The organism is Marinovum sedimenti (genome assembly GCF_054052205.1).
Genome location: NZ_CM133223.1, coordinates 1,263,931 through 1,287,633 on the forward strand (window position 1 = coordinate 1,263,931; position 23,703 = coordinate 1,287,633).

The window sequence follows — 23,703 nt, forward strand, 5'->3', positions numbered from 1 at the left end:
CTCCCGTTTATGCTGCGAACACACGCGTAAGCGCATCTTCAGGTGCTGCATCATCGCTTTCGCGGGCGAATTTGATCGCTGCGTCAACGCGTGCGGCAGATTCTTCCTCGATCGTGTCCAGTTCCGCCTCGCTGGCGGCACCATCGGCAAGCAATCTTTCACGCATTTTGGGGATCGGATCCTTTTCAAATAGCGCGTCTTTTTCGCCTTTAGGGCGGTAGGCCTCGGCGTCCCCCATAAAGTGACCCGCTAAACGGTAGGTTTCACATTCCAGCAGCGACGGACCTTCACCTGCGCGCGCCCTTTCAATCGCCTCGCCCGCGGCATCAAAGATGGCGTAGGGGTCGTTGCCCTCAATCCGTTTGCCGGGAATGCCATAGGCCGCCGCGCGATCTGCATGGCTTGCGATACTACTGGCGGTTTTCTTGGCGACCGAAATGCCCCAGCCGTTATCCTCGACCACGCAGACAAAGGGCAGATTCCAAACGGCTGCGAGGTTCATCGCCTCGTGCCAGCCGCCCTGGTTCACCGCACCTTCACCGACGAATGCAACGGCAACACCTGGCTTACCCTGCATCTTACGCGATAACGCGGCCCCCACGGCAGGCCCCATGCCCTGAGCGATAATGCCGGAACAGGCAAAATTCACATCATCATCAAACAGATGCATATGCCCGCCGCGACCACCGGACAGGCCGGTTTTCTTACCGAAAATCTCAGCGGCCATTTTGTCCAGATTAACGCCCTTGGCGATGGCCTGATGGTGTGGACGGTGGGTGGCTGTGACCACATCCTCGGGAGTTAGGTGCGCACAAACCCCCACCGCCACTGGCTCCTGCCCGTCGGACAGGTGCATTTCACCCGGGATCGGCCCATTGGCCATGTTGAACGCCGGTGATTTCCCCTCGAAATAAATCTTCGCAATGGCCTCTTCGAACCGACGGCTCGTGACCATATTGCGATACATCCAGTGTTGTTTTTCACGTGTTGGTGACATGAATTCCTCCTCCCATGTGCACGGCATCTCCCTGCCGCATTAACGCTGGGGTTAGGATTGAACGGGGTGGACATCAGAACAATGACGCTGACGCCCGCGTGGGGCTTGATCGCACAAACTGTCTCACCGTGAGACAGTTTGAGACACATTGCGCCAGAGCCTGAGGCAGATTCAGCGAAAGAAGGCCGGTTTGCGCCCTTGGGCAATGCCCGTTGTCAGAGGGCAACCAACAACGCCGCCCTCAATTATATGCATAAACCGAATACTGAACCAGTTTTATTCCTGTTTTTTAACTTCTGAAATTAACTCAAGGTTTTGAGCAAGAGGAAGCCGACCTCCTCGGTTCAACACTTAAGCCTTGTGCAAAACAGGGCATAACAGCGGAGAGAAACTATGAAGTACGAAAATTTCCAGACCTTCACGGCCGACCAGAACGGCGCGATCCTGACCGTCACCTTCGATTTCGGATCGGTTAACGTCCAAGGGCAAGAAATGCTCGCTGATCTGAACAGCCTCGCCATGCGGCTTGAACGGGATCGCGACACAAAGGTTGTCGTATTCCAATCAGCACACCCTGAAATATGGGTCGCGCACTGTCCGTCGTCATATAAAATGGAACATCAGAGCGGCTTGAGCTTTGGAGGTTCTGGTTCGTTTGTGTGATTGATTATGCAGCCCGTTTTTGATGTTGCAAGCGGCGTTGCTGGATTGTCAGTTTCTTGATTTTCTCCCTTTCCCTGATGATGGCTTTGTCGCGCCCGAAGTAGACGTCTGCCGGTGTGACGTTGTTCAAACTCTCGTGGTATCGCTCGTTGTTGTAGTCGTCGACGAAGGCCCCAATCTGACGTTCAAGATCGCCAGGCAGGTAGTCGTTTTCCAGCAGAACCCGGTTCTTCATGGTTTGATGCCAGCGCTCGATCTTACCCTGGGTTTGCGAGTGGAACGGTGCACCGCGAACGTGATCCATTTTATGATCCTCCAGCCATTCGGCCAAGTCACCGGAGATGTAACAGGACCCATTGTCGCTCAGCAGGCGTGGCATGTGGCGAACGACGGCATGGTCGCACCCTGACTCCGCCAGTGCCAACTCAATTGTCGCCGTCACGTCCTCGGCCCGCATGTTCGTGCAGAGCTTCCAGCCAATGATGTAGCGGCTGTAATCATCCAGGATCGTGCTGAGATAAAACCAGCCCCAGCCAATGATCTTGAAGTAGGTGAAGTCGGTTTGCCCGTTGCCCGGCAGGGCATGTTTACATGCCCGAGAGGGGCATCTCGTTGATGGCGGTGGTTTTGTCCGTGAACGCGTCAGCTGCTTTGATCACGACATAGTCCGGAGCGGTGATCAGGTCAGCTTCCTTCAAGAACCGGTAAGCCGATGATTTAGAGATAAAGTATCGCTTCTCGTCGGTATATTTGACCGCCAGTTCCCGCGTTGTCAGCGCCGCATGGTCCAGCGCGAACTCGATCAGATCATCCCGCCGGGCTTGTGGAATGCGATTCCAGACAGACTTTGGGCAAGGTGAGCGATCCGCCAGGGCATCAAAACCGCCTTCGACATAACGGTCATACCATCGATAGAATGTGGTGCGCGGAATACCAAGCATATCGAGGGTCTGCTTCGCGGGAAGATGGGACCCCTCAACGGTGCGGATGATTTCCAGTTTCTCAGACGCCGGGTATCTCATTCCTCGAACTCCCCAGCCCCTGTCATGCTTTTTTTGAGCAGACGGTTTTCCAGGGTCAGATCGGCGACGCATTCCTTCAGTGCAGTCGCCTCGGATCGCAACTCCTTCACCTCGGGTGAGGTTGCCTGGCGGGCTGTATCGCCGGACAAACGGCGCTTCCCAGCTTCGAGGAACTCCTTTGACCAGCTGTAATACAGGCTTTCAGAGATCCCCTCGCGTCGGCATAGCACCGAGATAGCTTCTTCGCCGCGAAGGCCCGCCAAAACAATACGGATCTTCTCTTCAGACGAATAGGTTTGCCGCGTCTTGCGGCGGATGGTTTTGACCAGCTTGTCAGCCGCAGCTTTACTGGTTCCGGATTTCTTGTTCATCTTCACTCCTTGACGGTTACGATGAACCAGAAATCCTCCGTTAGCTAAACTTCAATTCTGTCCCACGAGTGCTGACGTCAGACATTTCGGATCGTCGGCGTGCTGGAAAACATGTCCAGCCGTCTGGCCGGACTCGAACAGCAGATGCAGGACCTGTTCCAGCCGCCTGGTCACGAGCAAGATGGCTGAGGGAAGTTGGGCGGCTAGCGAGGCAGGTTGTTGGACCGTGCCGCGTGGTCTGGAAAACGACCGGCGCTCGCGGCGAGGGTGTCGAGGTTCAATGCGGGCGGGATCTGGCATTGATCAAGGTCGCCGGAGTTTGTCCAGACGCGGCGTGGTAAACGACCGCCAAGAATCAATTGTTCTCTTTGGCCAATGGAATTCCAAACCTCAGGCAAGAGACCTCCTCACATCCTGAACCGACTTGAATGCTTAGGAGCACGTTTCAAAGAGAGACGCATCGCCCGTGTCCTCCAAGACCACCTGACCGAGCGACCTGTGCATACTATTCCGGATGGATGCAAAACCAAGGCTGGCCACAGCAAGTGGTTGAACGACCGTCAAAGTCGCATTTGCGGCCAGTCCGCCTCCTTGCGCCGATGGTCCCGGCTCATTCCAGAACAATTTCGGGCAGCACAACGTCCCATGTTTCTCTGCGCAGCTTAGAGCGGTGCTCGTCGCCGCTTTCGTGAGCGTGACGCGAAACGATCGCGCCGACCTCGGCAGAGATCACGCGGGTTCCGTCTGGCACGGTCCAGCCGCCCTTCATGACGATCAGGATACGCCCCCGCGCGTCCCGGATCGACCAACGGGAGCCATCCTTGACCATTTTGACGGGGTCACCGACCTGCGCCTGAGCGATGGCCTCGAGACAGGGATCGCTGGCACTCAAACGGCCGGGCCAATCGATGAACACCTGGCGCATGTCAGGCATGAGATACGTCCGATCCGGCGGCCAATCCTGCACATCAGGCAGCGCAGCGGGTCGGGGTAGAATGTTCTTGCCCTCGGACGGGACAAAGGCATGGGCACCTTGGGTCATGACGGCAAGGCTGCGCCGGGCACGTGTCATGGCGACGTAGAAAAGGCGGCGGGGCGCGTCGGGATCCTCATTCCGGGACGGCCTGTCCCAGCCACCGTTCAGGATCACCACGTCGTCGAATTCCAGCCCCTTGGCTCGGTGCGCCGTCAGCAACAGCAACCCGCGCTGTTCGCCGCGGGCATCGCGCGCCCATTCGCCAAACCATTCCACGAGGTCGGGAACGGCAACCTGACCCATGCCGACCTCCTGCGCCAATCCGGCAATGCCCTCGGCGATCAGTTCGGACCAGCGGTTGCGCGGAAGAGTATTGGTGATGTTCAGCAGATCAGGCACCGACAGCAGACGTGTCCGGTCGCGGTTGAGTTCAGCGATGAAGAACCGCATCTCGCGCAGGCGCCAGAGGCTCGGGAGGCTCTCGTTGGCCATCTCGACCGGAACACCCTGCGCCTCGGCGTAGGCGCGCACCGGAACGAGCTGCTTCCAGTTGCGCGCGATGATCGCGGTGTGCGACCAGTTCCAGCCGGGTTCCAGCGCCGCAAGTCGTTGAAGTTCCGTCACCGCTGCGATGGCCTGCGCGCGGTCCCCGGAAGGGCACTGAAGCAGCTGGACACGCCCCTGCCCCACGGGATCGCTCTCGGCCATCAATCCACCCGGTGGGTCCTTTCGCCGCTTACGGTCGATAGTGATGTCGTGACCCAGTTTCATCCTGTCTCTAGCGCCGGCAATCACGGTATTCGACGCCTCGATGATGCTGCGGGTGGAGCGGTAGTTCTCGACAAGGAACTGCGGTTTTGCGCGGTAGTCCTGTTCGAACTGGCGAATGAATTTGATTGAGGCACCGGCGAAGGCGTAGATGTTCTGATCGTCGTCGCCCACCGCGAAAAGGCTCAGCTTCATATCCTCGTCTTCAAGTGTCCGTCCAGCGACGGCGGCGATCAAGGCGTATTCCTCTGGCCCGATGTCCTGATATTCGTCGACGAGGATCCAGCGATAGCCTTGGATCAGGGTCTCACGCTGGGCCTCGGCCTCGGTCTTGCTCAGCCCTTCGCCGTTCAGCTGGCTCACGGCCTCCATGACGATGCCGTCGAAATCGCGTGTCTCCGCCTGCGATCCGGCAAAGCTGGCACCGACCAGACGCATGGCCATGGCGTGACAGGTCGAGACCGTGACGCCAAAGGCCTCGTCCCCGATCAGGTGACGCAGACGCGCCCGGATCTCGACCGCCGCGTGGCGGTTGTAGCTGAGGACAAGGATGCTGCGTGGGTCTTCGCGCCGGACGCGGATCAGGTACGCAATGCGATGGACCAGAACCCGCGTCTTGCCCGACCCCGGCCCCGCCAGAACCAGCACATTGGTGGCATCGCGGTCGTCGGCAACGATTTTCTGCTGGACCGGATTGCCGAGGACCTCGACGACATTCTGCCATGACTTGCCGGTGGTCTGCCGCTTTACCTCGGTCGTCTTGCCCTTCATCCAACGGCCCATGAAAGCCGTCTGGTCGAGGGTGAAGTAATCCCCCGACAAATGCATCGCGTCCCGCATCGACGACAGGCCGGTTTCCGCATAGGCCGCCATCACATGCGTCTGGACCGTCTGTTCGTCATAGTGCTCCTGCAGGGGCGCAAAGTCCTTGACCAGGAACTGCGTTTTGCCCGGTGCCAGCTGCACTGTCATGGCGGGCCGGAACACGGTCAGCCCTTTGCCCAGCGTCACCACATCCTGCTCGTGCAGCCACAGCAGCGCGCGGTCCATAAGGCGTGTCATTTCCTTGACCTGCCCGCGCAGGAAGGCATCGCCAGTCAAGCTCGCCAGCATGTCGCCCAGCGTTGTCTCGACCTGCTGGTCCTTGCCGCGTTGGCCTTTCTCGAGCCGCCCAAGCAGGTGCTCCACCAGCGCCTCGCCCGCCTGCCTGCGGAGCGCGGCCGATTGCTCGAGCACCGACCACGACCGCTGCAAAGCCATGAACAGCGTGTCGCGGGAGGCTTTGCGCAGACGGACGTTGCCCCGGCCGCCATCAAGATCGCGCCCGTCGCGCGCCATCCCGCGCAGCAACTTCTCGATCACGTCGGGGCGGACATGACTGTGTCCGCCGTCGCGCAGCTTCTGGCAGGCCAGTTGCAGATTGAAAGGCGTGCTAACCTTATTCTCGGCGTCCGGCGCTTCTTCCCGCATGAGCGCGATCAGGTCGGCTTCGAGCCGTGTTGCCTCGCCCAGCCGCTTACGAGTGTCGTCTGTCACCCCATAATGCACGAAGACGGTCACCGCCGTGTCGTTCTGCGCGATGCCGAGGCTTTCGAGATCGGCCATCGCCTTGGTGAGCTGCCCGCCGGTTAACCCGCTGGCACCGGTCAGCTCATCGGTGGAAATACCCTCATCCGGCTGCGCGTTCATCAGGTGCCTGACGATGTCCATCAGCTGCGTGCGTCGCGTGCCGGTGATCTCGGCCTTTTCCATCCTCGCGCCCGCCTCGTCGATGCTGCGCACCCGAAGGGACGACGGAAAGACCTGCACGCGGTTCTCCTCGCGCGACACCAGCTTCGCTTCCTCCAGCCAGGAAAGTGCCGTCTTGACCCGTGTGTCATCGGTCGCGCTCTCACGCTGAAACTCGCGGTCATGCTCCTGCCGCACAATCTCGCCCGAGGTGGCCACGACCGTCCCGGTGCTGCGGGTGCGGACATCCATGCGGCGCACCGCCTTCAGGATCGCGCCGATCTCGCGCCGGTCGAGCCGCGAGCGGGCGGAAAGCTGAAATTGCCGTTCCACGTCGTCCGGCGCATAGAGCAGCACGCAGTTGGCATGGTCGCGGTCCCGCCCGGCGCGACCGGCTTCCTGCAGGTAGTTCTCAAGCGAGCCGGGAATATCGCCATGCACCACCAGGCGGATATCGGGCTTGTCGATGCCCATGCCAAAGGCGTTGGTGGCCGCGATCACCCGCAACTCGCCGACGCGGAACCGCTCTTGGATCGTCTTCTTCTCGTCTGGCGGCAGACCCGCGTGATAGCGTTCTGCCGACAGGCCTTGCTGTTGCAGGAATTCCGCGACGCCTTCGGTCGCCTTGCGCGTGGCGCAATAGACCACGGCCCCCGAGGCACCTTCCGGCGGCAGCCGTTGCTCGATGACCTCGAATATGTCGGCATGCTTGGTGCGCTTGCCGGTTGCGCGGACTTCGAAACTCAGGTTGGTGCGCGAGGCACCGCCATCGAGCAGCAACAGGTCTGTTCCGATCCTTTGGTAAAAGTGGTCGCGGATGTCGCGCACCACCTCGGGCTTGGCGGTGGCAGTCAGGCAGATCACGTGGGCCGGACTTTCGCCGCCTGCGGTTTCCCGAATGAACCGAGAGACGTAGCGATAGTCGGGCCGGAAATCATGGCCCCATTTCGAAACGCAATGCGCCTCGTCCAGCACCCAGAGACCGATCTCGCGTTGCTTTAGGGCAGACCTGACCGAGACACTTCGCAACTGCTCCGGCGAGATCAGAAGCATCGCGGCGTCGCCCATGCGTACCTTGTCCAAGGCGTCCTGACGCTCGGGCAGCGACAGCATGCCGTTAACCGTCACCGCCGAGGATATGCCGGTGCGCTCCATTCCCGCCACCTGATCAGCCATGAGTGCAACCAGCGGAGAGATCACCACCGTCAGCGCGCCGGTCCGGTCGAACTTGGCCAGCGCCGGGATCTGGTAGCAGACGGACTTACCCGTTCCGGTCGGAAGGATTCCCAGCAGGCTGTTGCCGCGCATGCCTTCGTCGACGATGCGCTCCTGCAAGGGACGGCCATTGGCGTCCGCAGGCTCGGGGCGGAAAGCGTCAAAGCCGAACCAGCGAGAGAGCGCCTTCACCGGATCGCCCTTCTCGCGGCACCATCCACAATCCGGGGCGTCACAGCCCGTGTCGCGCAACCGTTTCACCATCCGCGCCGCGTCGGGAAACTGCATCCGCACCCACGGCGGCATCACTGAGTCACCACCCGCAACCGAGATCCACGCTAGTGCATAGGCGAGCGGCCACCCCGTCTGCGCTGCACCGACCTGTTCCAGCATGTGCCGCACCTCTGTGCCGCAGGCCTCGTCCTCGAGCAAGCGCCCAAGTACCTGCCGCGCTTGTTCAGCAGATGGCACGCCAGCACCTCGAGCGTGGCGGAACACGGCATCGAAGCCCTGATCCTGTTCGCCTCGCGTTGTCAGGTAGTGATATGCAGCCGCGAGATCCGGCGTTTGGGCGGCCAGCGCGCGGAAGGCCTCCAACTGGTTTTCCAACACGCCAAAGACCAGCCGCGCGTCCGCTTCCGGGTCGTTGACATGACCCGACAGGAGCCGCCCGTCGTGGTAGTGCTTGACGAGGTGGTGATACGGATTGCGGGGGAAGGCCAGCGGATTGAGCCAAAGCGTGTCGATCGGAGCCTCGGCAAGCCGCGCCAGCCGGGGCCGCAGGGTCACAAGGTGCGGCAGGTCATGGCGCAGGATATTGTGGCCGATCAGGTGGCGCGTTTCACCGAGGTCAGCCTCCAGCTGATCCAGCGCAGCCGCCATATCGCGCCCTTTGCATCTCAACGCAGGGGTAGCGTCATTGCGAACCGCCGCCAGGTCGAATACCCGCGCCATTTTCGGGTCGACTTCAATGTCGACGGAAAGGCATTTTGCCAGAAACGGATCGGGGGGTTGTACGGCCTTTAACAGGGGACACCGCTTAAGCTATGAAATTCAACAACATCTGTGACGTACTGAACCTGTCAGGGTCAAGCCCAGTTCGATTTCTTGTCATATGCAGAAAACGTCTGTGCTCGGCAGGCATCTAATATAGCGCAATGGTTCGCTTGGCGCTTGAGCCGGAGTAAAGTTGACATTGAAGGTCTCCAATAGGAAAGCTACCGCAGAATATATCCTCAGGCTTTTTTGAATGGCTGATTATTACGATAAAAATGCATGGCAATTCTTAAAGGCCACCCGAGACGTCGATATGACTGCTCTTCGCACTCGTTTTCTCGAGGCGATTCCAAAATCTGATACCCGATGCCGTATCCTTGACGCCGGTGCGGGTTCCGGCCGGGACGCGCACGCGTTCCGGGGCCAAGGATATCAGGTCGAGGCCTTCGATGCCTCCCGGGCGATGGTGCAGGCTGCGAGCGCTCTTACAGGGATCTCCGTCCGACACATGCGTTTCGAGGACTTCCAGTGGGACCACTCCTTCGAAGGTATCTGGGCCTGTGCATCGCTCTTGCATGTGGCGCGTTGCGACCTGCCGGGCGTCATCCTGCGGCTGGGATATCATCTGGTGCCACAAGGCGTGCTCTACGCGTCATTCAAGCTGGGCATCGGCGAACGTATCAGCACCGACCGGCACTTTACCGACATGAACGAAGAAACCTTTGGGACGCTCCTGGACGATTGCCCCACTCTGCGGCAGGTTGCAACCTGGCGGTCCGAAGACCGCCGTTCAGATCGAAAAGAAGAACTTTGGTTCAATGCCTTGCTAAGAAAATCCTGACACGTGCCGAACGACATTACCCGAAATCTTCCCTGTCAAATTTGCGGGCCGACCATGGACTGCCTGGTAGAGTGCGATGCGCAGGTAATTCTGCTCCGCATGGGCGCTGGACTAATCCTCGCCCCGCGGCGGCATGTGACGCGCTGGCGCGACCTGTCAGAGGCTGAGCAATCCGCCCTGATGATGCGCATCGCCCCGGCGCAGGCGCTTATGGAAACGGATGGCTCTCTGGCGCAGACGACCTTCGTTGAAACTGAACCGCACTTCCATTTCCGGCTGGAGCGCCCCCCCATCTCAACCGGCCCCATCCCCGGCGCGCCGCATGACCGCCCGTTGATATCCGGTGGCGAAGACGCCCTGCATGCCCACCTGCGCCCGCTAATCGACCAGGCGCAATCCGTTGACCTGGCCGTGTCCTTCCTGATGACCTCGGGTGCGCAACTTGTCCTGCCACATCTTCGCGACCTGCTGGAGCGTGGCGGGCGGTTGCGTTTGCTAACCGGTGACTACCTCGATGTGACGGAACCGACCGCCCTGCGCCTGATGCAGGACCTGGATCATGGTCCCGAGCTCTACGTCTTTCAGGCGGCCCGTATTCCGTTCCATCCGAAGGCGTGGATGTTTTCATTCGCTGACAGCACTGGCGCGCTGATCGTCGGCTCTTCGAACCTGTCCCGGTCAGCATTGACCCACGGGGTCGAGTGGAACCTGCGCCATTTTGACAGGTCTGACGCTCCGCCATTGAGCGCCGCGCGCACCGTGTTCGAAGACCTGCTGGCGCAGCACGAAGTGACTGAGCTCACCTCCGAATGGATCGACAGTTACGAGGCCCGCCGCATCGCCTTGTTGCCGATGCAGTCCGGTATCCCGGCAGAAGCTCCGGAGAACGCCCCCGAGCCTCACCCCGTTCAGAAAGAAGCCTTGCATGCCCTTACGGCCACGCGGGCCAAAGGTTATCGCGCCGGGCTGGTCGTGCTGGCAACCGGTCTCGGAAAGACCTTTCTTGCGGCCTTTGACAGCCAGCCTGCTGCGCGCGTTCTCTTCGTCGCGCACCGCGAGGAAATTCTGACCCAAGCCATGCAGGCGTTCCGCGCCATCAGGCCAAAGGCGCGGCTCGGCCGGTTTGGCGGCGGCCAAAAGGATTTTGAAGCAGACGTCCTTTTTGCCTCGATCCAAACCCTTGCTCGGGCCGAGCACCTCAGGCGTTTCGCATCCAACGCCTTTGATTACATCGTCGTCGACGAGTTTCACCACGCCGCTGCCGCGACCTATCGCCGGATCATCGACCATTTCACGCCGCAGTTCCTCTTGGGTCTGACAGCAACGCCAGACCGTAGTGACGGCGGCGACCTGCTGGGTCTCTGTGAAGAAAACCTCGTCTACGAGTGCGACCTCTGGACCGGCATTGACCGGGAGCTATTGTCACCATTCAAGTATTTTGGCGTGCCTGACCCAGTGGAATACGCACAGATTCCTTGGCGCAGCGGCAGGTTCGACGAGGCCGCTTTAACGCAAGCCGTCGCCACGCAGGCCCGCGCGGAAAACGCGCTTGAGCAGTTGTCTATGCGCGGCGGAAAGAGAGCGATCGGCTTTTGCGTGTCTCGCCGCCATGCCGACTTCATGGCAGAGTTCTCTCAGGCACGCGGCTTGCGCGCCGTGGCGGTCCATTCCGGCGAGACCTCAGCCCCACGGACCAGCGCGCTGAATGCCCTTGAGGCGGGCGACCTCGATATTGTCTACGCCGTCGACATGTTCAACGAAGGCGTGGATGTGCCTTCAATCGACACCGTCCTGATGCTGCGCCCGACCGAAAGCCCGGTGATTTGGCTTCAGCAACTCGGCCGCGGCCTGCGCCGGTCAGCCGAAAAGTCGCATTTGGCGGTAATCGACTACATCGGCAACCACCGGATCTTTCTGACCAAGGCGCGTACTCTGCTGCGCATCGGACCTGGCGAAGGCGCGTTGCGCATCGCGCTAGAGAAGTTCGAGAGCCACGAGATCAGCTTTCCGGCAGGCTGCGAGGTGACCTATGACCTGGCGGCCATGGACATCTTGAAGTCTTTGATCCGTCAGCCCCGCGATGGGGAGGAACTGACAGCCTTCTACCGCGATTTTAGGGACAGGCATGGCGTTCGCCCGACCGCTTCCGAGATTTAGCATGCCGGGTTCAATCCCGGTCGCACAGGACACGCCGGCTGGCTGGGTTTCGTAAATGATATGGGCGATCTGACCAGTAAGGCCCGGGCCACGTGGACCGCACACAAAAATCTGCTGGACGAGATCGAGACAACCAAAATGACGCGCAGCTACAAGATGCTCGCCTTGCGCTGCATGATCGAGGCGGAAGCGTTTCCGGGACGCATTTCAGTTGAAGACTTGGCGGGACGCGTTGCTCGGCTCGCCCGCCGCAATCCTGAGATCAAGGCAGATCTCAGCGTCGATCCCGACGACGGCGCAGCACTGCGGACCATGCTCGCAAAGCATCCATTGAAGCGCTTGGGGGAGACCGAATGGTTCCGCCTTGGCCCGGGCACCTTCGAAACCACCTTCGGTGACGGCGAGGATTCTCACCTCATTACCCTTGTTTCGGAACTTGTTGATTGGCGCCTGCTGCGTCACCTCCAGATGCGTCGCGTAACCTACGAGCAGCCAGAAACGAACTCTTATTCCAACGCCGCGGAACCTCAGGGAAAGCGCCCAACCCCGCCGGAGCTCAACCCCGAGATATGGGAAGAATACTCACGCGACCGCATCCCCCCACTCTTCGGTGCGACTTTTAACCCTGGGTCATGGAATTCTGGCATCGTTGTCATCCCGGACGTCAAGGCTATGGTCCTGCTGGTGACGATGGACAAGAGCAGCATGTCAATCGGCGAGCACTACGCCGACGCGTTCGCCAGCCCGACACGCTTTATCTGGCAAACCCAGACCAGCACGCGCCGCACCGGTTCACGGGGGCGGATCATCTCGGAAGAAGAGCCAGGCTGGACCAAGCATCTGTTCATCCGAAAATCGAAACTTCGCGACGGCCGCGGGGCACCCTTCCGATACGCCGGCCCTGTCGCCTTTACTGATTGGGATGGTGAAGCACCGATTACCGTGCAGCTCGATCTGACGCGTCCGGTTCCGGAGGCGCTGAAGGAACTATTTGGGTTGGATTAGAGTGTTGAGGAAGTGGGTGCATCCACTAGAGCAGAGGCCATTCATTCGAGCTGGAACCACGGCCTACCGCGCCGAATAGAGAACCGGACGGTCGCTCCGCTCGTACGACCGTCCATGCTGCGCAGGAAGCAAACATGGCTGACGGCGCACTCGCCATCGCGCAGTCAGGTACTCTCGGCCCATTGCAGCCTTTGACGCCAGGGGATGGCCGCTGCGGTGCGGCGTGCGAGAGCCGTCATTCGCCGTGGTTGCAAAAATTGAAAAAAAGGTTGAGGTCGGCACCGCGGCGGAAGCGGCCATTCTCTTTACGGTTTGAGCCTAACTTCGATCGTCTTTTTACGGGCGAACGTTATTCACCATAAAGAGTACTAATGACCCAAGATATTTTGACCATACCGCGACCGATCCTGTGGACCTTTCGACGCTGCCCTTATGCAATGCGGGCGCGGATGGCGGTGTTGAGCGCGGGGCTGGAGGTAGAGCTGCGCGAGATCAAATTGAAAGATAAGCCGCAGGCGTTTCTTCGGGCCTCGCCCTCGGCCACGGTGCCTAATTTGCAAGCGGGTGATCTAAACTTGGATGAGAGTCTCGACATCATGCTATGGGCGCTTGGGAAGAGTGATCCGCTTGGGCTGTTGAACATGCCGAGTATCGGCGAAACCCTGATTGCCCAGAACGATGGGCCCTTCAAAGCCGCGCTTGACCACACGAAATACTCAAACCGCTATCCTGATCTGGATGCCCAATCCGAACGGGCGCAAGCATCCAACTTCATTCAGTCTATTGAGACACAGCTGGCGCAGTATCCTTTCTTGACGGGCGACAGGCCCACACTCGCCGACATCGCAATCTTTCCGTTTGTGAGGCAGTTCGCCCATATCGACCGTGTCTGGTTTGACGCGCAGCATTGGCCCAATGTGATCCTTTGGTTGGACAGTTTTCTTCAGAGCTCCGATTTTCAGAAGGCCATGGTGAAATTCACTGTTTGGAAAGACGGTGCGCGCCCCAATCTTTTCGGCCAGGCCTCCGGATAGCTCTGGCAATGCCGATGCGGCCCGGCATCGGCGGGTGCGGACGGCATGGCCCTCGGGGCAGAGCGAGAAAGTGACCGCGGCCGACCTCAACTGGAAATGCAGCGAAAGCCAGTCCTCCGCCCGTTCTGATCATGGCAGGACTCGGCCGAGGCAGTGCGGAAACTCTTCGACATGTTATCCTTTTTTTGAGGCAGACGGAGGCATGCATGTCAGGTTTCATCGAAGGGATCGACCGGGAGCAGATAAAGCTCTTTCCCGAGAGGCTGGAGGACTGGATCGGCGAGGATCACCTGGTTCACGTCGTGGACCTTTTCGTCGATGAACTCGATCTGGCCACGCTTAGCTTCACCCGACATGCGCCCGCGCGGGCGGGCCGACCGGGGTATCATCCCGCGGTTCTTCGCAAGCTCTTCATCTACGGCTACCTGAACCGCATACCCTCCAGCCGGCGGCTCGAACGCGAGGCCGCGCGAAACGTCGAAGTGATGTGGCTGACCGAGCGGCTGGTGCCGGATCACAAGACCATCGCAGACTTCCGGCGTGGCAACAGTGGCGCAATCGCCCGGACCTGCGCTCAGTTCGTCGAACTCTGCCGCCGGATCGGCACGCTGAAGGGTGCCTGCGTCGCCATCGACGGCAGCAAATTCAAGGCGGTCGACAGCCGCGACCGCAACTTTACTAAGGGCAAGATCGCCAGCCGTCTGACGCACCTGGAAGCCGACGTGGCCCGTTACATCGACGAGATGGTGCCGATCGACCGCCAGGAAGCCGGTGAGGCCCGCGCCACGAAGGTGGCCAATCTCGCCAAGCGTTACGGGCGCATCCGACAGGAGATTGCGCGGCTCAAGGCGATGGATGCAGCCTTGGCAGATGCCCCGAATGGCCATATTTCCCTGACCGATCCGGATGCCCGCGCCATGGCGACCAGCGCCCCCCGGAGCGGGCTCGTCGGCTACAATGTTCAGAGCGCCGTCGACACGGAAACCCACCTGATCGTCGCGCACGAGGTCACCATAAAGGGCTTCCACCGCGACCAGCTGGCGCCGATGGCCAAGGCGGCAAAGGAGGCGCTTGGCCGGGAAGATCTGCATGCGATTGCCCCCTCTCGCACATGCTGCGCATGCACTGCCGGGCAATGGACAAAGGCTACTTCAGCAGCGCCAAAATCCTTGCCGCCCACCAGGCCGATATCATCGCGACCGTGCCGCGGCCGGAGACCTCGGGCAATCGTTCGAAGGGCCGGTTCGTGAAAGCGGACTTCGCCTATGATCCGGAGCGTGACGTCTACGTCTGCCCTGCGGGTGAAGACCTGACCTTCCGCTACACCCGAGGTGAGGGCGGCTTGCAGATGCGCCGCTACTGGACCGGGAACTGGGGCGAATGCCCGGTCCGAAGCCGCTGCACCACCGGCAAGGAGCGCCGCATCCAGCGCTGGGAGCATGAGCACCTGGTCGAAGTGATGCGCGATCGCTTGGGCAGTCCAGATGATCTGATGACGCTGAGGCGCTGCACCGTCGAGCATCCTTCTGAATCGCCCCGGGTCTGTCGGAGACCATCAACTTAAGCAAGGATGATGGCTATGAAAAAAGAAAAATGGCAAATCGCTGCTCACCTGAGGTTCGCGCGCGTGCGGTCCGGATGGTCTTTGAGCATTAAGGTTCATACGAAACGCAGGCGGGCGCGATTGCGGCCATTGCACCCAAGATCGCCTGTATTCCCCCAGACCTTGAGCGGATGGCCAAGCAGGTCTGTTTGATCCCACGGTTTGATGGTGCGGTTCTTTCTCAGGAATGGAAGGAAGCTATGTGGGACAAGTTCGTCACGGGAGCGCCACGACCACGCACGCCGTCAGAGCTGCGATACAGCGATCGCAAGCTTCGCTCTCGCAGTTGAGCGAGGAGATAAGCATCAATCCCAAGACCGTCGCAAAGTGGCGCAAGCGCGCGACGGTCGAAGACTTGATGACAGGGCCGGAGGAACCGCGTTCAACCGTTCTTACGCAAGCAGAGGAGGCAATGATCGTTGCCTTCCGGCGGCACATGTTACTGCCGCTGGATGATTGTCTCTATGCTCTTCAGCCGCCTGTCCCGCATCAGACGCGATCCGCGCTACATCGGTGTCTTCAGCGGCACGGCATCTCTCGCTTGCCGGATATCGAAGGTGACGGGCCAAAGCGGCAGAAGTTCAAGCGTTACCCTATCGGCTTCTTTCATATCGATATCGCCGAAGTTCAGACCGTGGAGGGCAAGCTCTATCTCTTTGTAGGCATTGCCCGGACCAGCAAATTTGCGATCACCCAACTCGTGGACAAGGCGGATCGCAAGACCGCCTGGGATTTCCTCGAACATCTGCTCAAGGCAGTTCCCTATCGTATCCACACGATTCTGACCGACAACGGCATTCAGTTTGCCGAGCAACGCCGCAACAGGAACACAGCATATTCGCGCCAGATGCGCTTCGACATGATCTGTGAGGCGCATGGGATTGAGCATCGCCTGACCAAGCCAAACCATCCCCGGACCAATGGCCAGGTCGAGAGAATGAAGCGAACCATCAAGGAGGCAACCGTCAAACGCTTCCATTATGAAAACCACGAACGGCTGCGCACGCACCTCGCCGACTTCATGGCAGCCTGAAACTTCGCCCGAAGACTCAAGACGCTCAACGGTCTGACGCACCACGAATACATCTGTAAAACCTGGACTTCAGAGCCAGATCGATTCATCGTAAATCCGATCCACCACATGCCGGGACTGAACACCTAGTGACACCCGCTATTTTGGGAAACCATTCTCCATCCACGTCTTGAACCCCGCGATGAAGGCATCTGAGAATGGCTGAAACGGCGGCGGTGGCATCGATTTACTATGAATCCGGTCATAAATCATCTCGGCATTGGCCTTGACCTGATCATAATCGGTAAGGTCAAAGCGCCAGCGCATCTGGCCAACGTATTGATCAAAAAACGGTTTTATATCTGTATCGAACGAGGGAACGTGTGTCATGACGAGGCTCCTGTCACATCGGGAAGGTGGTAGATGTTCAGAACGCCGCCGTTCTGGTTCATGATCAATGCGCCCGCGACGACGTATTTCCCCCAGATCGCCGGCCCCATCGAAAACCCGTAACCGCCGCTGTAGCCCGAGGTCGGCGGGCCGATATCGTCGCTCCACAGATGCTGGCCGTCGAGGGTGGAGAAGGCGTGGATCGCGACCTTGTTGGTGGTGCAAAACACCACGTCATTGGCCACCGCAGGCGAGGACAATCCGCATTCTCCGGCCGTGGTGTGCATCGGCGGCATCGCGTTTTTATAGCGCTGCGGGTCACTGTCATCGAAGGGCCAGACGTCGGTCATGGTGTTGATATCAAAGGCGCGCATAAAGGGGGTGGTGGGCGTGTCGATGCCACTGCCGACGAAATTGTAGTTCGACCCGCCAAGGCCCGCGAACATGCGAAACCGCACCGGATCAATCGCAGCGCAGCTATAGCTGCCGTGGAAATTCTCGCCCTGGGTGGCGTTAGACTGCGCGTTTGTCACCTGCGGGTTCAGCGGCGGATGCACGACGGCGGTTGGATTTGGGCGGTCCGGGTCCGGCGTTGGCTCGGCCTCAAGCGAGGTGCCCTGATGCGGATCGACCGTCGCAATCTGAAGCCCGTTGTTGTGATAGGGCAAAAGCTGGCGCCACGAGACCAGCTGCATCTTTTCCGCATCAACAAGGAAGTAGCTGCCGTTCTTACAGGCAAACCCCACGATCTCGCGGTCGATGGTTGGGTTGGTGCCGGGCCAGGCGTTGTTGACGCCAGACCGGGTGAACACCGTGGGCGAGGCGCCGACATCGATGTCATTGTCAGAGGGGCGATAGTTGGTTTCAGGCATGACCTGAAAGAACCCGGCGAAGGCCCCGGTGGTGGCGTCAAGCGACATCAACCCGTTCGACCACCCCGCACTTGGCAGCGCCCCGTCCGGCACCGCATTGCCGGTGCCGAAATACAGCCGGTCGTGGGATGCGGAATAGGCAATCGAGGACCAGACCGAACAGCCAAGAACGATCGGCTCGCTGTCGAACACGGTAAAGCCCGGCAAATTAGCCCCTACCGCAAAGGCGGGCAACATGTTGACGTCGTTTGGTTTTTCGGCCTCAAACTGACAGGTGCAATAGACCCACTCCACATGCCCCGTCTCGGCATTCAGGCAAAATACAAAGGCCGCGAGGTAGGGGTTTTCCCCCTCGCCAATGCCGATATAGACCCGGTCGCCGACCACCAGCGGCGAAGACCAGCCAGCGGCGGGCGAATAGGAATGCGGCCCGATCTGATCCTCGGAGGTGCCGCGAATATTGGTCACCGGCTGGTTCATCGGCGGATCGGCGTGGCGCAGGTCAATCTCCCAGATCAGGGTCATGTCCTTGGCCGCCAGGCAATACACCCGCCCGTTGAAGCCACTGAAATACACCTTGGCCAGGTCGAGCGTTTGCCCCTCGGGCACCACAACCGCAGGCGAACAGCCCATGCCGGCAAAGCCGTGACCGTCCATCAGATCGGTCCCGAGATCCCAGGTGAATGTCGCGGCAATGTCGCCGGTGGTGACGTCGATTTTATAAACCGCGCCGCCATTGCCGCCGGTGGCCAGCTGGTAATTTGCGACGCCGACAAAGACAAAGCCGTCGACGATGGAGGGGATCGACACCACCGGCCCATCGAGGCTTATGCTTTTCAACAGCGTCAACCCGGCGGCGGTGTCAGAGGTGATCGGACAGCCGGATTTGGCATAGCCGCTGTGCTGGGCGTCGCCGTGGTACATCCACCAATTGCTGGGTGCTTGGGTCATTGTGCCACCTCCCGTTGCGGCTTGGACAGGGCGTCGATTTCGCTGCGTGACAGCGCCAAAAGCCGGCCCGTCGCGCCTTTGGCTTTCAGGGTGCCGCCGGGTTCAAGCTCGTAGGCGCCAAAGTCCAGCAGCAGCAGGTCATCGCCCTGCCAACACAGATCAATCGGCCGATGCAGCCCCGCCACGGCGCAGGTCACGAGGGTGCCGGTCTGTATGTCCACCCGGATCAGGCTCCGCCCCGCCTTGGCCCCCGGCATGCCGGTGATCGGGCGTTTGTCGCCGAACAGGGCGACGAAAAGACCGCCACTTGCGGGGTCAAACAGCATCTGCGTCGGGCCGGAATTGGGCGCGAACCGCGCGATCGGCTGGGGCACCGGCCCCAGTTCGGCGTGATTGGCCAGCAGGGGTTTGGGCTGCGCTCCGCCGGGGCGCTGCGACTTGAACTGCGGGTCGCTGACCGGCACGCCCGCCGCGAAATCGGGAAAGCCGTACCACGCGCCCGGTGTCAGCTCCCAGATCACGCTTTGCGTCTGACCTACGGGCCGCGTGCCCCTGTCGTTCATCCCCAAGTCCACCGCCAGAATGCGCCCATCCGGCAGGGCGGTCAGCCCGAAAGGATTACGCATCCCCCAGGCCACAAGCTCTAGCCCCGTGCCATCCAGACGGCACCGCATCACCCCGCTGGTGCAGGGCAAATGCGCCGCAATGCGGGTGCCCGCAGGCGCGGTGACGCCAAAGGCCTGAAACGCCGCCGAACGCCCCGCCCCATCGGCGGCCAGCTCAATCTCGACCCCCGGCAGGTCATGCGGCAGGTCGGTGCCATTGATCCACGGCATCGTCACCGGATCCCAAGACACTACGCCACTGTTGCTCGCGGCCCCTTGGCCAAAGTAGAGCCAGCCGTTATGCACCATCGGCGTATTGGTGTGATAATCGCCGCCGCCGGGCAGACCATCGAGCAGCGTTATGCGCCCGCCAGTCGCCACATCAATCCGGCTGATCCGCCCCGGTCGCCCGCCTTCGGAAACGTAAAGCGCGCCGTGATGCAGGGTCAGCCCCGTCACCGGCGCACGCAACCCGCCGCAAAGCTCCGTGGTCTGCCCCTCGCGCACCCTTAGCACGCGGCCCACGCCGGGACGGCCCCGCGCGTCGAGCCCGCTTTCGGCCAGAAACAGGGTGCTGCCCTGCGCGACAACGCCGGTGGGAAATTGCAAGTTATCGCAAATGACGCGCGCCACGGCGCTCAGGCCCCGCCTGCCAGCTCAACCACGCCGACCGCGATCAGACAGACGGCAACGATGGCCTGCGCCACTCCCGGCGCTCCGATCCGAACAATCCGCCCGGACAACAGCCCGCCAAACAAAAGGCCCGCCGTGCTGATCATCGCCGCGACCGCCCCGGCCACCAGCGCCGCGCCCAAGGTATAGCCGCCCAAGGCCCCCAGTCCGGCCCCGACCGCAAGGTTATCAAGGCTCATCAGCACCGGCAGCGTGAACAAAACCCAAGGCGACAGACGCGGCACCCCGCGCAACGCCCCTGCCCCGGCCACACATCCCGCCAGGATCAACAGCACCGGCCCAAGGCCCGCAAACATCTCGGGCGCAACAAACCGCGCCAGGGCAAAGCCCACCAGCGGCATCACCGCCTCGGCCAGCGCAAACGCCGCCACCAGCACCGCGATCTGACGCCGCGCCAGCCGTGTGGTGCCCAGCCCGGCGCTGACGATGAAATTGTCGAGCCCGGTTATGAAGCCCGTCATGAGACCCAAAAGAAGCATGTTCATCCGATAATCCCCTTAGCCCGCGACCTTGAAGACGCGCAAAATGCCACCATCGCGGCCCAGAACCAAACCGCCCGCCACGATGTAATCGCCGCTCACTGCCGCCCCGAGGCAATAGCCATAGCCGCCGTTGAACCCCGAGGTCTGCATCCCGAAATGATCGGAAAACAGCGGCGTGCCGTCGCGCGCATCAAACACATGCAGCGCGATTTTCGAGGTGGTGCAGATCACGATGTCATTGACGACGGTGGGCGAAGACAGCCCCGCCTCGCCCGCGCTCGCGTACATCGGCGGCGACGGTTTGACGTATTTCTTTGGGTCACTGTCATCGAGCGCCCAAGCGTCGGTCAGCGTCTCCCAGTTCACCGCCCGCATGAACGGCGTTGTGGCGCTGTCGATGCCGGGGGCGACGAAGTGATAGTTGTTGCCGCCACTGCCCACAAACAGCATCTCGCCCCCCGGAAACACCGCCGGGGTGGAATAGCCGCCGTAGAAATTCTCGGCCTTGGTGGCGTCGGATTCCTTGTTCGTGACCGGCGGATTTGGGTTTGCCCCGGTGTCCGGCCCGTGAGTGTCGACCGTCGCGATCCGGCAGCCATCGTTGTACGTCGGCAGCATCTGGCGCGATTCCACACACTCCATCGTCTCGGCATCGAGCAGGAACAGCGTGCCGTTCTTGCATTGCGCCGCACAGATCTTCTGTCCGCCCCGCTCGAAAATCATCGGGGCCGCGCCGAAATCGACATCAATGTCAGAGGGGCGATAATTGCTCTTTTCCGGGGCTTGGAAGAACCCGATCTCATCGCCGCTCAGCGCATCAAGGCAAAGCACGCCGTAAGCGTAATGCGGCGGATCGACGAGGCCGTTGTCAGGCTGCGGATTGCCGGTGGTGCAATACAGCCGGTTCAGATCGGCATCAAAGGCAATCGCCGTCCAGACGCTGTTGCCCTTGGAGACGACCTTGGCATCCGACAGCGTGATCCCCGCCGGCAAGCTCGTCGGATCAACAACATCCGCCGGGAGGACATTGGGGCTGTTGCAGACACCAAGCTCAAACTGATTGAGGCAGAAGATCCACGCCACCTTGCCACTCTGGGCCGAGACCGCGAAAACAAAGGAATAAAGGTCGGGGTTCTCCCCCTCGCCCATGCCGACATACACCAGATTGTTGACCACCAGCGGCGACGACCACCCCTCAGCCGGAGGACCGCCTGCGTCGACCCCAGCGTTGTTGGTGATCGGCTGGTTCTGCGCCAGGTCGGCCATGCGCAAATCGGTGATCCAGATCAGCTCTAACGTCTCGGCATCGAGGCACCGCAGCCTGCCATCGAAGGCCGAGAAATACACCCGCCCGTCGACCACCGCCGGGGTGCAGCCCATGCCGGTAAAACCGTGGGTGTCGCCTTGGGCCCGGTCGATCTGCCAGAAATAGCTGGCTTTGGTCTCGCCACTGGCAAGGTCGATGCGATGGAAGCTGCCGCCGTCGGCCTGCGGCGTGCCGCCCGTTGGGGTGCCCGCAACCGTCGTGCCTGTGGGCGAGGATTGGCCGTTGATCATCGTGGTGCCATTGGCCGTGCCGACATAGATCGATCCGTTGGCGATGGCCGGGACCGACAGAATTGCACCGCCAATCTCGCGGGTATAGGCCTCGGTCAGGCCTGCGGCATTGGCGGCGGTGATCGACGACCCGGTGACCAGCCCATCATGGGCGGCGTTGCCGTGAAACATGGTCCAATCGGACGCGCTGTCGGACATGAAATTCCTCCGGTAAATGGGCGCAGATCAATGGGATTGGTTGAACAGGATCCAGCTGAAATCAGACGTAGAGGCGGCGTAGTGGCAGGACATACAGCTGTTGCCCCCGGCCCCGGCGGCATCCTCTTGCGATTGGAAATAGGTCTCCATCGCGGTGTTGGTCGCCCCGTTCGCCGGAAAGGCCCCGCCCGCATCCTTGGGATACACACCGCCGTCGCGCGGCAGTTTGAAGGTGCCCGGATCGGTCGGCCATTGGGTGATGACAAGCTGATAATGCGCCCACGGCGTGCCCTTGAGCAGCTCGGCATAAGTTGCGTTCTGGTCGACCGTCGACATGCCGGCGGGGGTTGTCGGGATCGGGTTCAGCCGGGTAACCTGCGTCGCCTCGCGCTTGCCTTCCGCCAACAGCGGGGGCGCGATGGGCGGCCGGTTGGCCCAGCCGCGCGGGGTGGCGGGGGTGTCGGTGCCATTGTTGAACGACACCGGCGTGGTCTCGCTCGCGCCCGGCCCCGGCGTCACATTGTCGACCTGTTCAAACGACGACCAGATCCACTCGGGAAAGCCCTCGGCCTTTTGCGCGATATGCAGCCCGACCAACCCCATCGGCACCTGCGAACAGCCACCGCCATCGGGATCAACCACCGAAGCCGTGATCACATGATAGCGCGAAGTGTCGTCTTTGGCGGTCATCTGCCGCCACGCCGCCTTGATCATCATTGCGCCGATTGTGCCGCTCGATGTCACGCTTTCGGGCATCTGCAAGGGCTGCTGCGCCGCCGACAGATTGCGCTTGAGGTAATAGCCGTTGCTGCGGACAAAATCGTAATAGGCGTCGTTGAACCGGACCTCGGCGTAAACGTAATTCAGGTTCTGATCGATCAACGGATGCGAGAACGCCTCGTTCACGTCACCAATGGTGTTGCCGGTGATATCCGCGCCCTTGGCGACCATCCGCAGGGTCTTGGTGTTTGCTGAACAGGGGTCGCCCTCGGCCGGGCCAGTGCCAAAGGCCGGCGGTTCCGCCTGCCCCGAGCCAAACAGCCGATACGAAGTCGCATAGCTTTCCCAGACCGTCGGCGTGCCGGCCGCAGCCGATGTAAAGGTCGACGGATCATTCGGGTCCAAAGGCGCGCCGGGGGCGTTCGGGTCCGCGGGCCAGTTCAGCGCGATAAAGGACTGCCACGAGAATTGATCGAAAAAGGGCCGCGCCTCGATCGCGCTCGACACCGTACTGGGTACAGTCACGCCCAAGGGCAAAGCGCTGGAAATCATCGGCGGGGCAGGAGTTGTATCGGCAACCGAGGCGCAGGCGGCCCCGAGAGTGACGACAAAAGCGCAATAGCCGATGCGGCGACGGGCCTGTGACATGCTTCGCATAAGGGACCTCGCAAAAAGACGATTGAGATAAAATATTTCGCGCTATGGTAGAGAGAATTGCAAATTTGTCATCAGATTTTTTCTACCACAAGGCGAACGCGGCCCCGTGGAACGCTCTCACCGGCCCGCGCAAACCGGGTCCGAGGCTCTGGGCCTCAACGCGGCGGTGATCCTTGCGGATGCGTAATTC

The 23,703-nt window shown here is 60.9% G+C and carries 13 protein-coding genes and 4 pseudogenes; 8 read left to right on the plus strand and 9 right to left on the minus strand.

All coding sequences use genetic code 11. From position 1 onward, the window contains the following. Nucleotides 1–7: 7 nt before the first annotated feature. Nucleotides 8–997 (minus strand): thiamine pyrophosphate-dependent dehydrogenase E1 component subunit alpha, encoded by a 990-nt coding sequence (locus ACW9UO_RS06090; protein WP_457088082.1) that lies wholly within the window; start codon nt 995–997, stop codon nt 8–10. Nucleotides 998–1,390: 393 nt separating this feature from the next. Here ACW9UO_RS06090 and ACW9UO_RS06095 point away from each other — a divergent pair, with 393 nt between their 5' ends. After that, nucleotides 1,391–1,660 (plus strand): hypothetical protein, encoded by a 270-nt coding sequence (locus tag ACW9UO_RS06095; RefSeq protein WP_457088083.1) that lies wholly within the window; start codon nt 1,391–1,393, stop codon nt 1,658–1,660. A gap of 4 nt (nt 1,661–1,664) precedes the next feature. On the opposite strand, the pseudogene ACW9UO_RS06100 reads toward ACW9UO_RS06095, so the two are convergent. Both ACW9UO_RS06100 and ACW9UO_RS06105 read right to left on the minus strand, forming a co-directional pair. Next, nucleotides 1,665–3,053, minus strand: a pseudogene (locus ACW9UO_RS06100) (IS3 family transposase). A 610-nt stretch (nt 3,054–3,663) separates the two neighbouring features. Then, on the minus strand, nt 3,664–8,622 hold the full coding sequence (locus ACW9UO_RS06105) for a RecQ family ATP-dependent DNA helicase (RefSeq protein WP_457088084.1): 4,959 nt from the start codon (nt 8,620–8,622) through the stop codon (nt 3,664–3,666). A gap of 367 nt (nt 8,623–8,989) precedes the next feature. Here ACW9UO_RS06105 and ACW9UO_RS06110 point away from each other — a divergent pair, with 367 nt between their 5' ends. The 7 genes and pseudogenes from ACW9UO_RS06110 (at nt 8,990) to ACW9UO_RS06140 (ending at nt 16,538) form a co-directional block, all read left to right on the plus strand. Further along, nucleotides 8,990–9,577, plus strand: coding sequence for a class I SAM-dependent methyltransferase (locus ACW9UO_RS06110; RefSeq protein ID WP_457088085.1), 588 nt, complete (start codon nt 8,990–8,992; stop codon nt 9,575–9,577). A 54-nt stretch (nt 9,578–9,631) separates the two neighbouring features. Beyond that, nucleotides 9,632–11,734: a DEAD/DEAH box helicase family protein gene (locus ACW9UO_RS06115; RefSeq protein ID WP_457088086.1), complete on the plus strand. Its 2,103-nt coding sequence runs from the start codon at nt 9,632–9,634 to the stop codon at nt 11,732–11,734. A 60-nt stretch (nt 11,735–11,794) separates the two neighbouring features. Beyond that, nucleotides 11,795–12,739 (plus strand): DUF3427 domain-containing protein, encoded by a 945-nt coding sequence (locus ACW9UO_RS06120; protein WP_457088087.1) that lies wholly within the window; start codon nt 11,795–11,797, stop codon nt 12,737–12,739. A gap of 371 nt (nt 12,740–13,110) precedes the next feature. Then, nucleotides 13,111–13,773: a glutathione S-transferase gene (locus ACW9UO_RS06125; protein WP_457088088.1), complete on the plus strand. Its 663-nt coding sequence runs from the start codon at nt 13,111–13,113 to the stop codon at nt 13,771–13,773. A 206-nt stretch (nt 13,774–13,979) separates the two neighbouring features. Beyond that, nucleotides 13,980–15,298 (plus strand): annotated as a pseudogene (locus tag ACW9UO_RS06130) (IS1182 family transposase); the annotation flags it as partial. 68 nt (nt 15,299–15,366) lie between these two features. Beyond that, nucleotides 15,367–15,519: pseudogene (locus ACW9UO_RS06135) on the plus strand (IS3 family transposase); the annotation flags it as partial. A 59-nt stretch (nt 15,520–15,578) separates the two neighbouring features. Further along, nucleotides 15,579–16,538, plus strand: a pseudogene (locus tag ACW9UO_RS06140) (IS481 family transposase). Between the two features lie 9 nt (nt 16,539–16,547). Here ACW9UO_RS06140 and ACW9UO_RS06145 read toward each other — a convergent pair. Genes ACW9UO_RS06145 through ACW9UO_RS06170 form a run of 6 tightly spaced genes read right to left on the minus strand, consistent with a single transcriptional unit; the run spans nt 16,548 to nt 23,504 of the window. Continuing rightward, on the minus strand, nt 16,548–16,778 hold the full coding sequence (locus tag ACW9UO_RS06145) for a hypothetical protein (protein WP_457088089.1): 231 nt from the start codon (nt 16,776–16,778) through the stop codon (nt 16,548–16,550). Next, nucleotides 16,775–18,601: a hypothetical protein gene (locus ACW9UO_RS06150; RefSeq protein WP_457088090.1), complete on the minus strand. Its 1,827-nt coding sequence runs from the start codon at nt 18,599–18,601 to the stop codon at nt 16,775–16,777. The genes ACW9UO_RS06145 and ACW9UO_RS06150 overlap by 4 nt, the downstream gene beginning before the upstream one ends. Next, complete coding sequence (locus ACW9UO_RS06155) at nt 18,598–19,815, minus strand: hypothetical protein (protein WP_457088091.1); 1,218 nt, start codon at nt 19,813–19,815, stop codon at nt 18,598–18,600. Before ACW9UO_RS06155 ends, ACW9UO_RS06150 begins: the two co-directional genes overlap by 4 nt. Before the next feature lie 29 nt (nt 19,816–19,844). Next, on the minus strand, nt 19,845–20,384 hold the full coding sequence (locus ACW9UO_RS06160) for a manganese efflux pump (RefSeq protein WP_457088092.1): 540 nt from the start codon (nt 20,382–20,384) through the stop codon (nt 19,845–19,847). 12 nt (nt 20,385–20,396) lie between these two features. Further along, nucleotides 20,397–22,136 (minus strand): outer membrane protein assembly factor BamB family protein, encoded by a 1,740-nt coding sequence (locus tag ACW9UO_RS06165; RefSeq protein ID WP_457088093.1) that lies wholly within the window; start codon nt 22,134–22,136, stop codon nt 20,397–20,399. A gap of 27 nt (nt 22,137–22,163) precedes the next feature. Further along, on the minus strand, nt 22,164–23,504 hold the full coding sequence (locus ACW9UO_RS06170; RefSeq protein WP_457088094.1) for a hypothetical protein: 1,341 nt from the start codon (nt 23,502–23,504) through the stop codon (nt 22,164–22,166). Nucleotides 23,505–23,703: the final 199 nt, after the last annotated feature.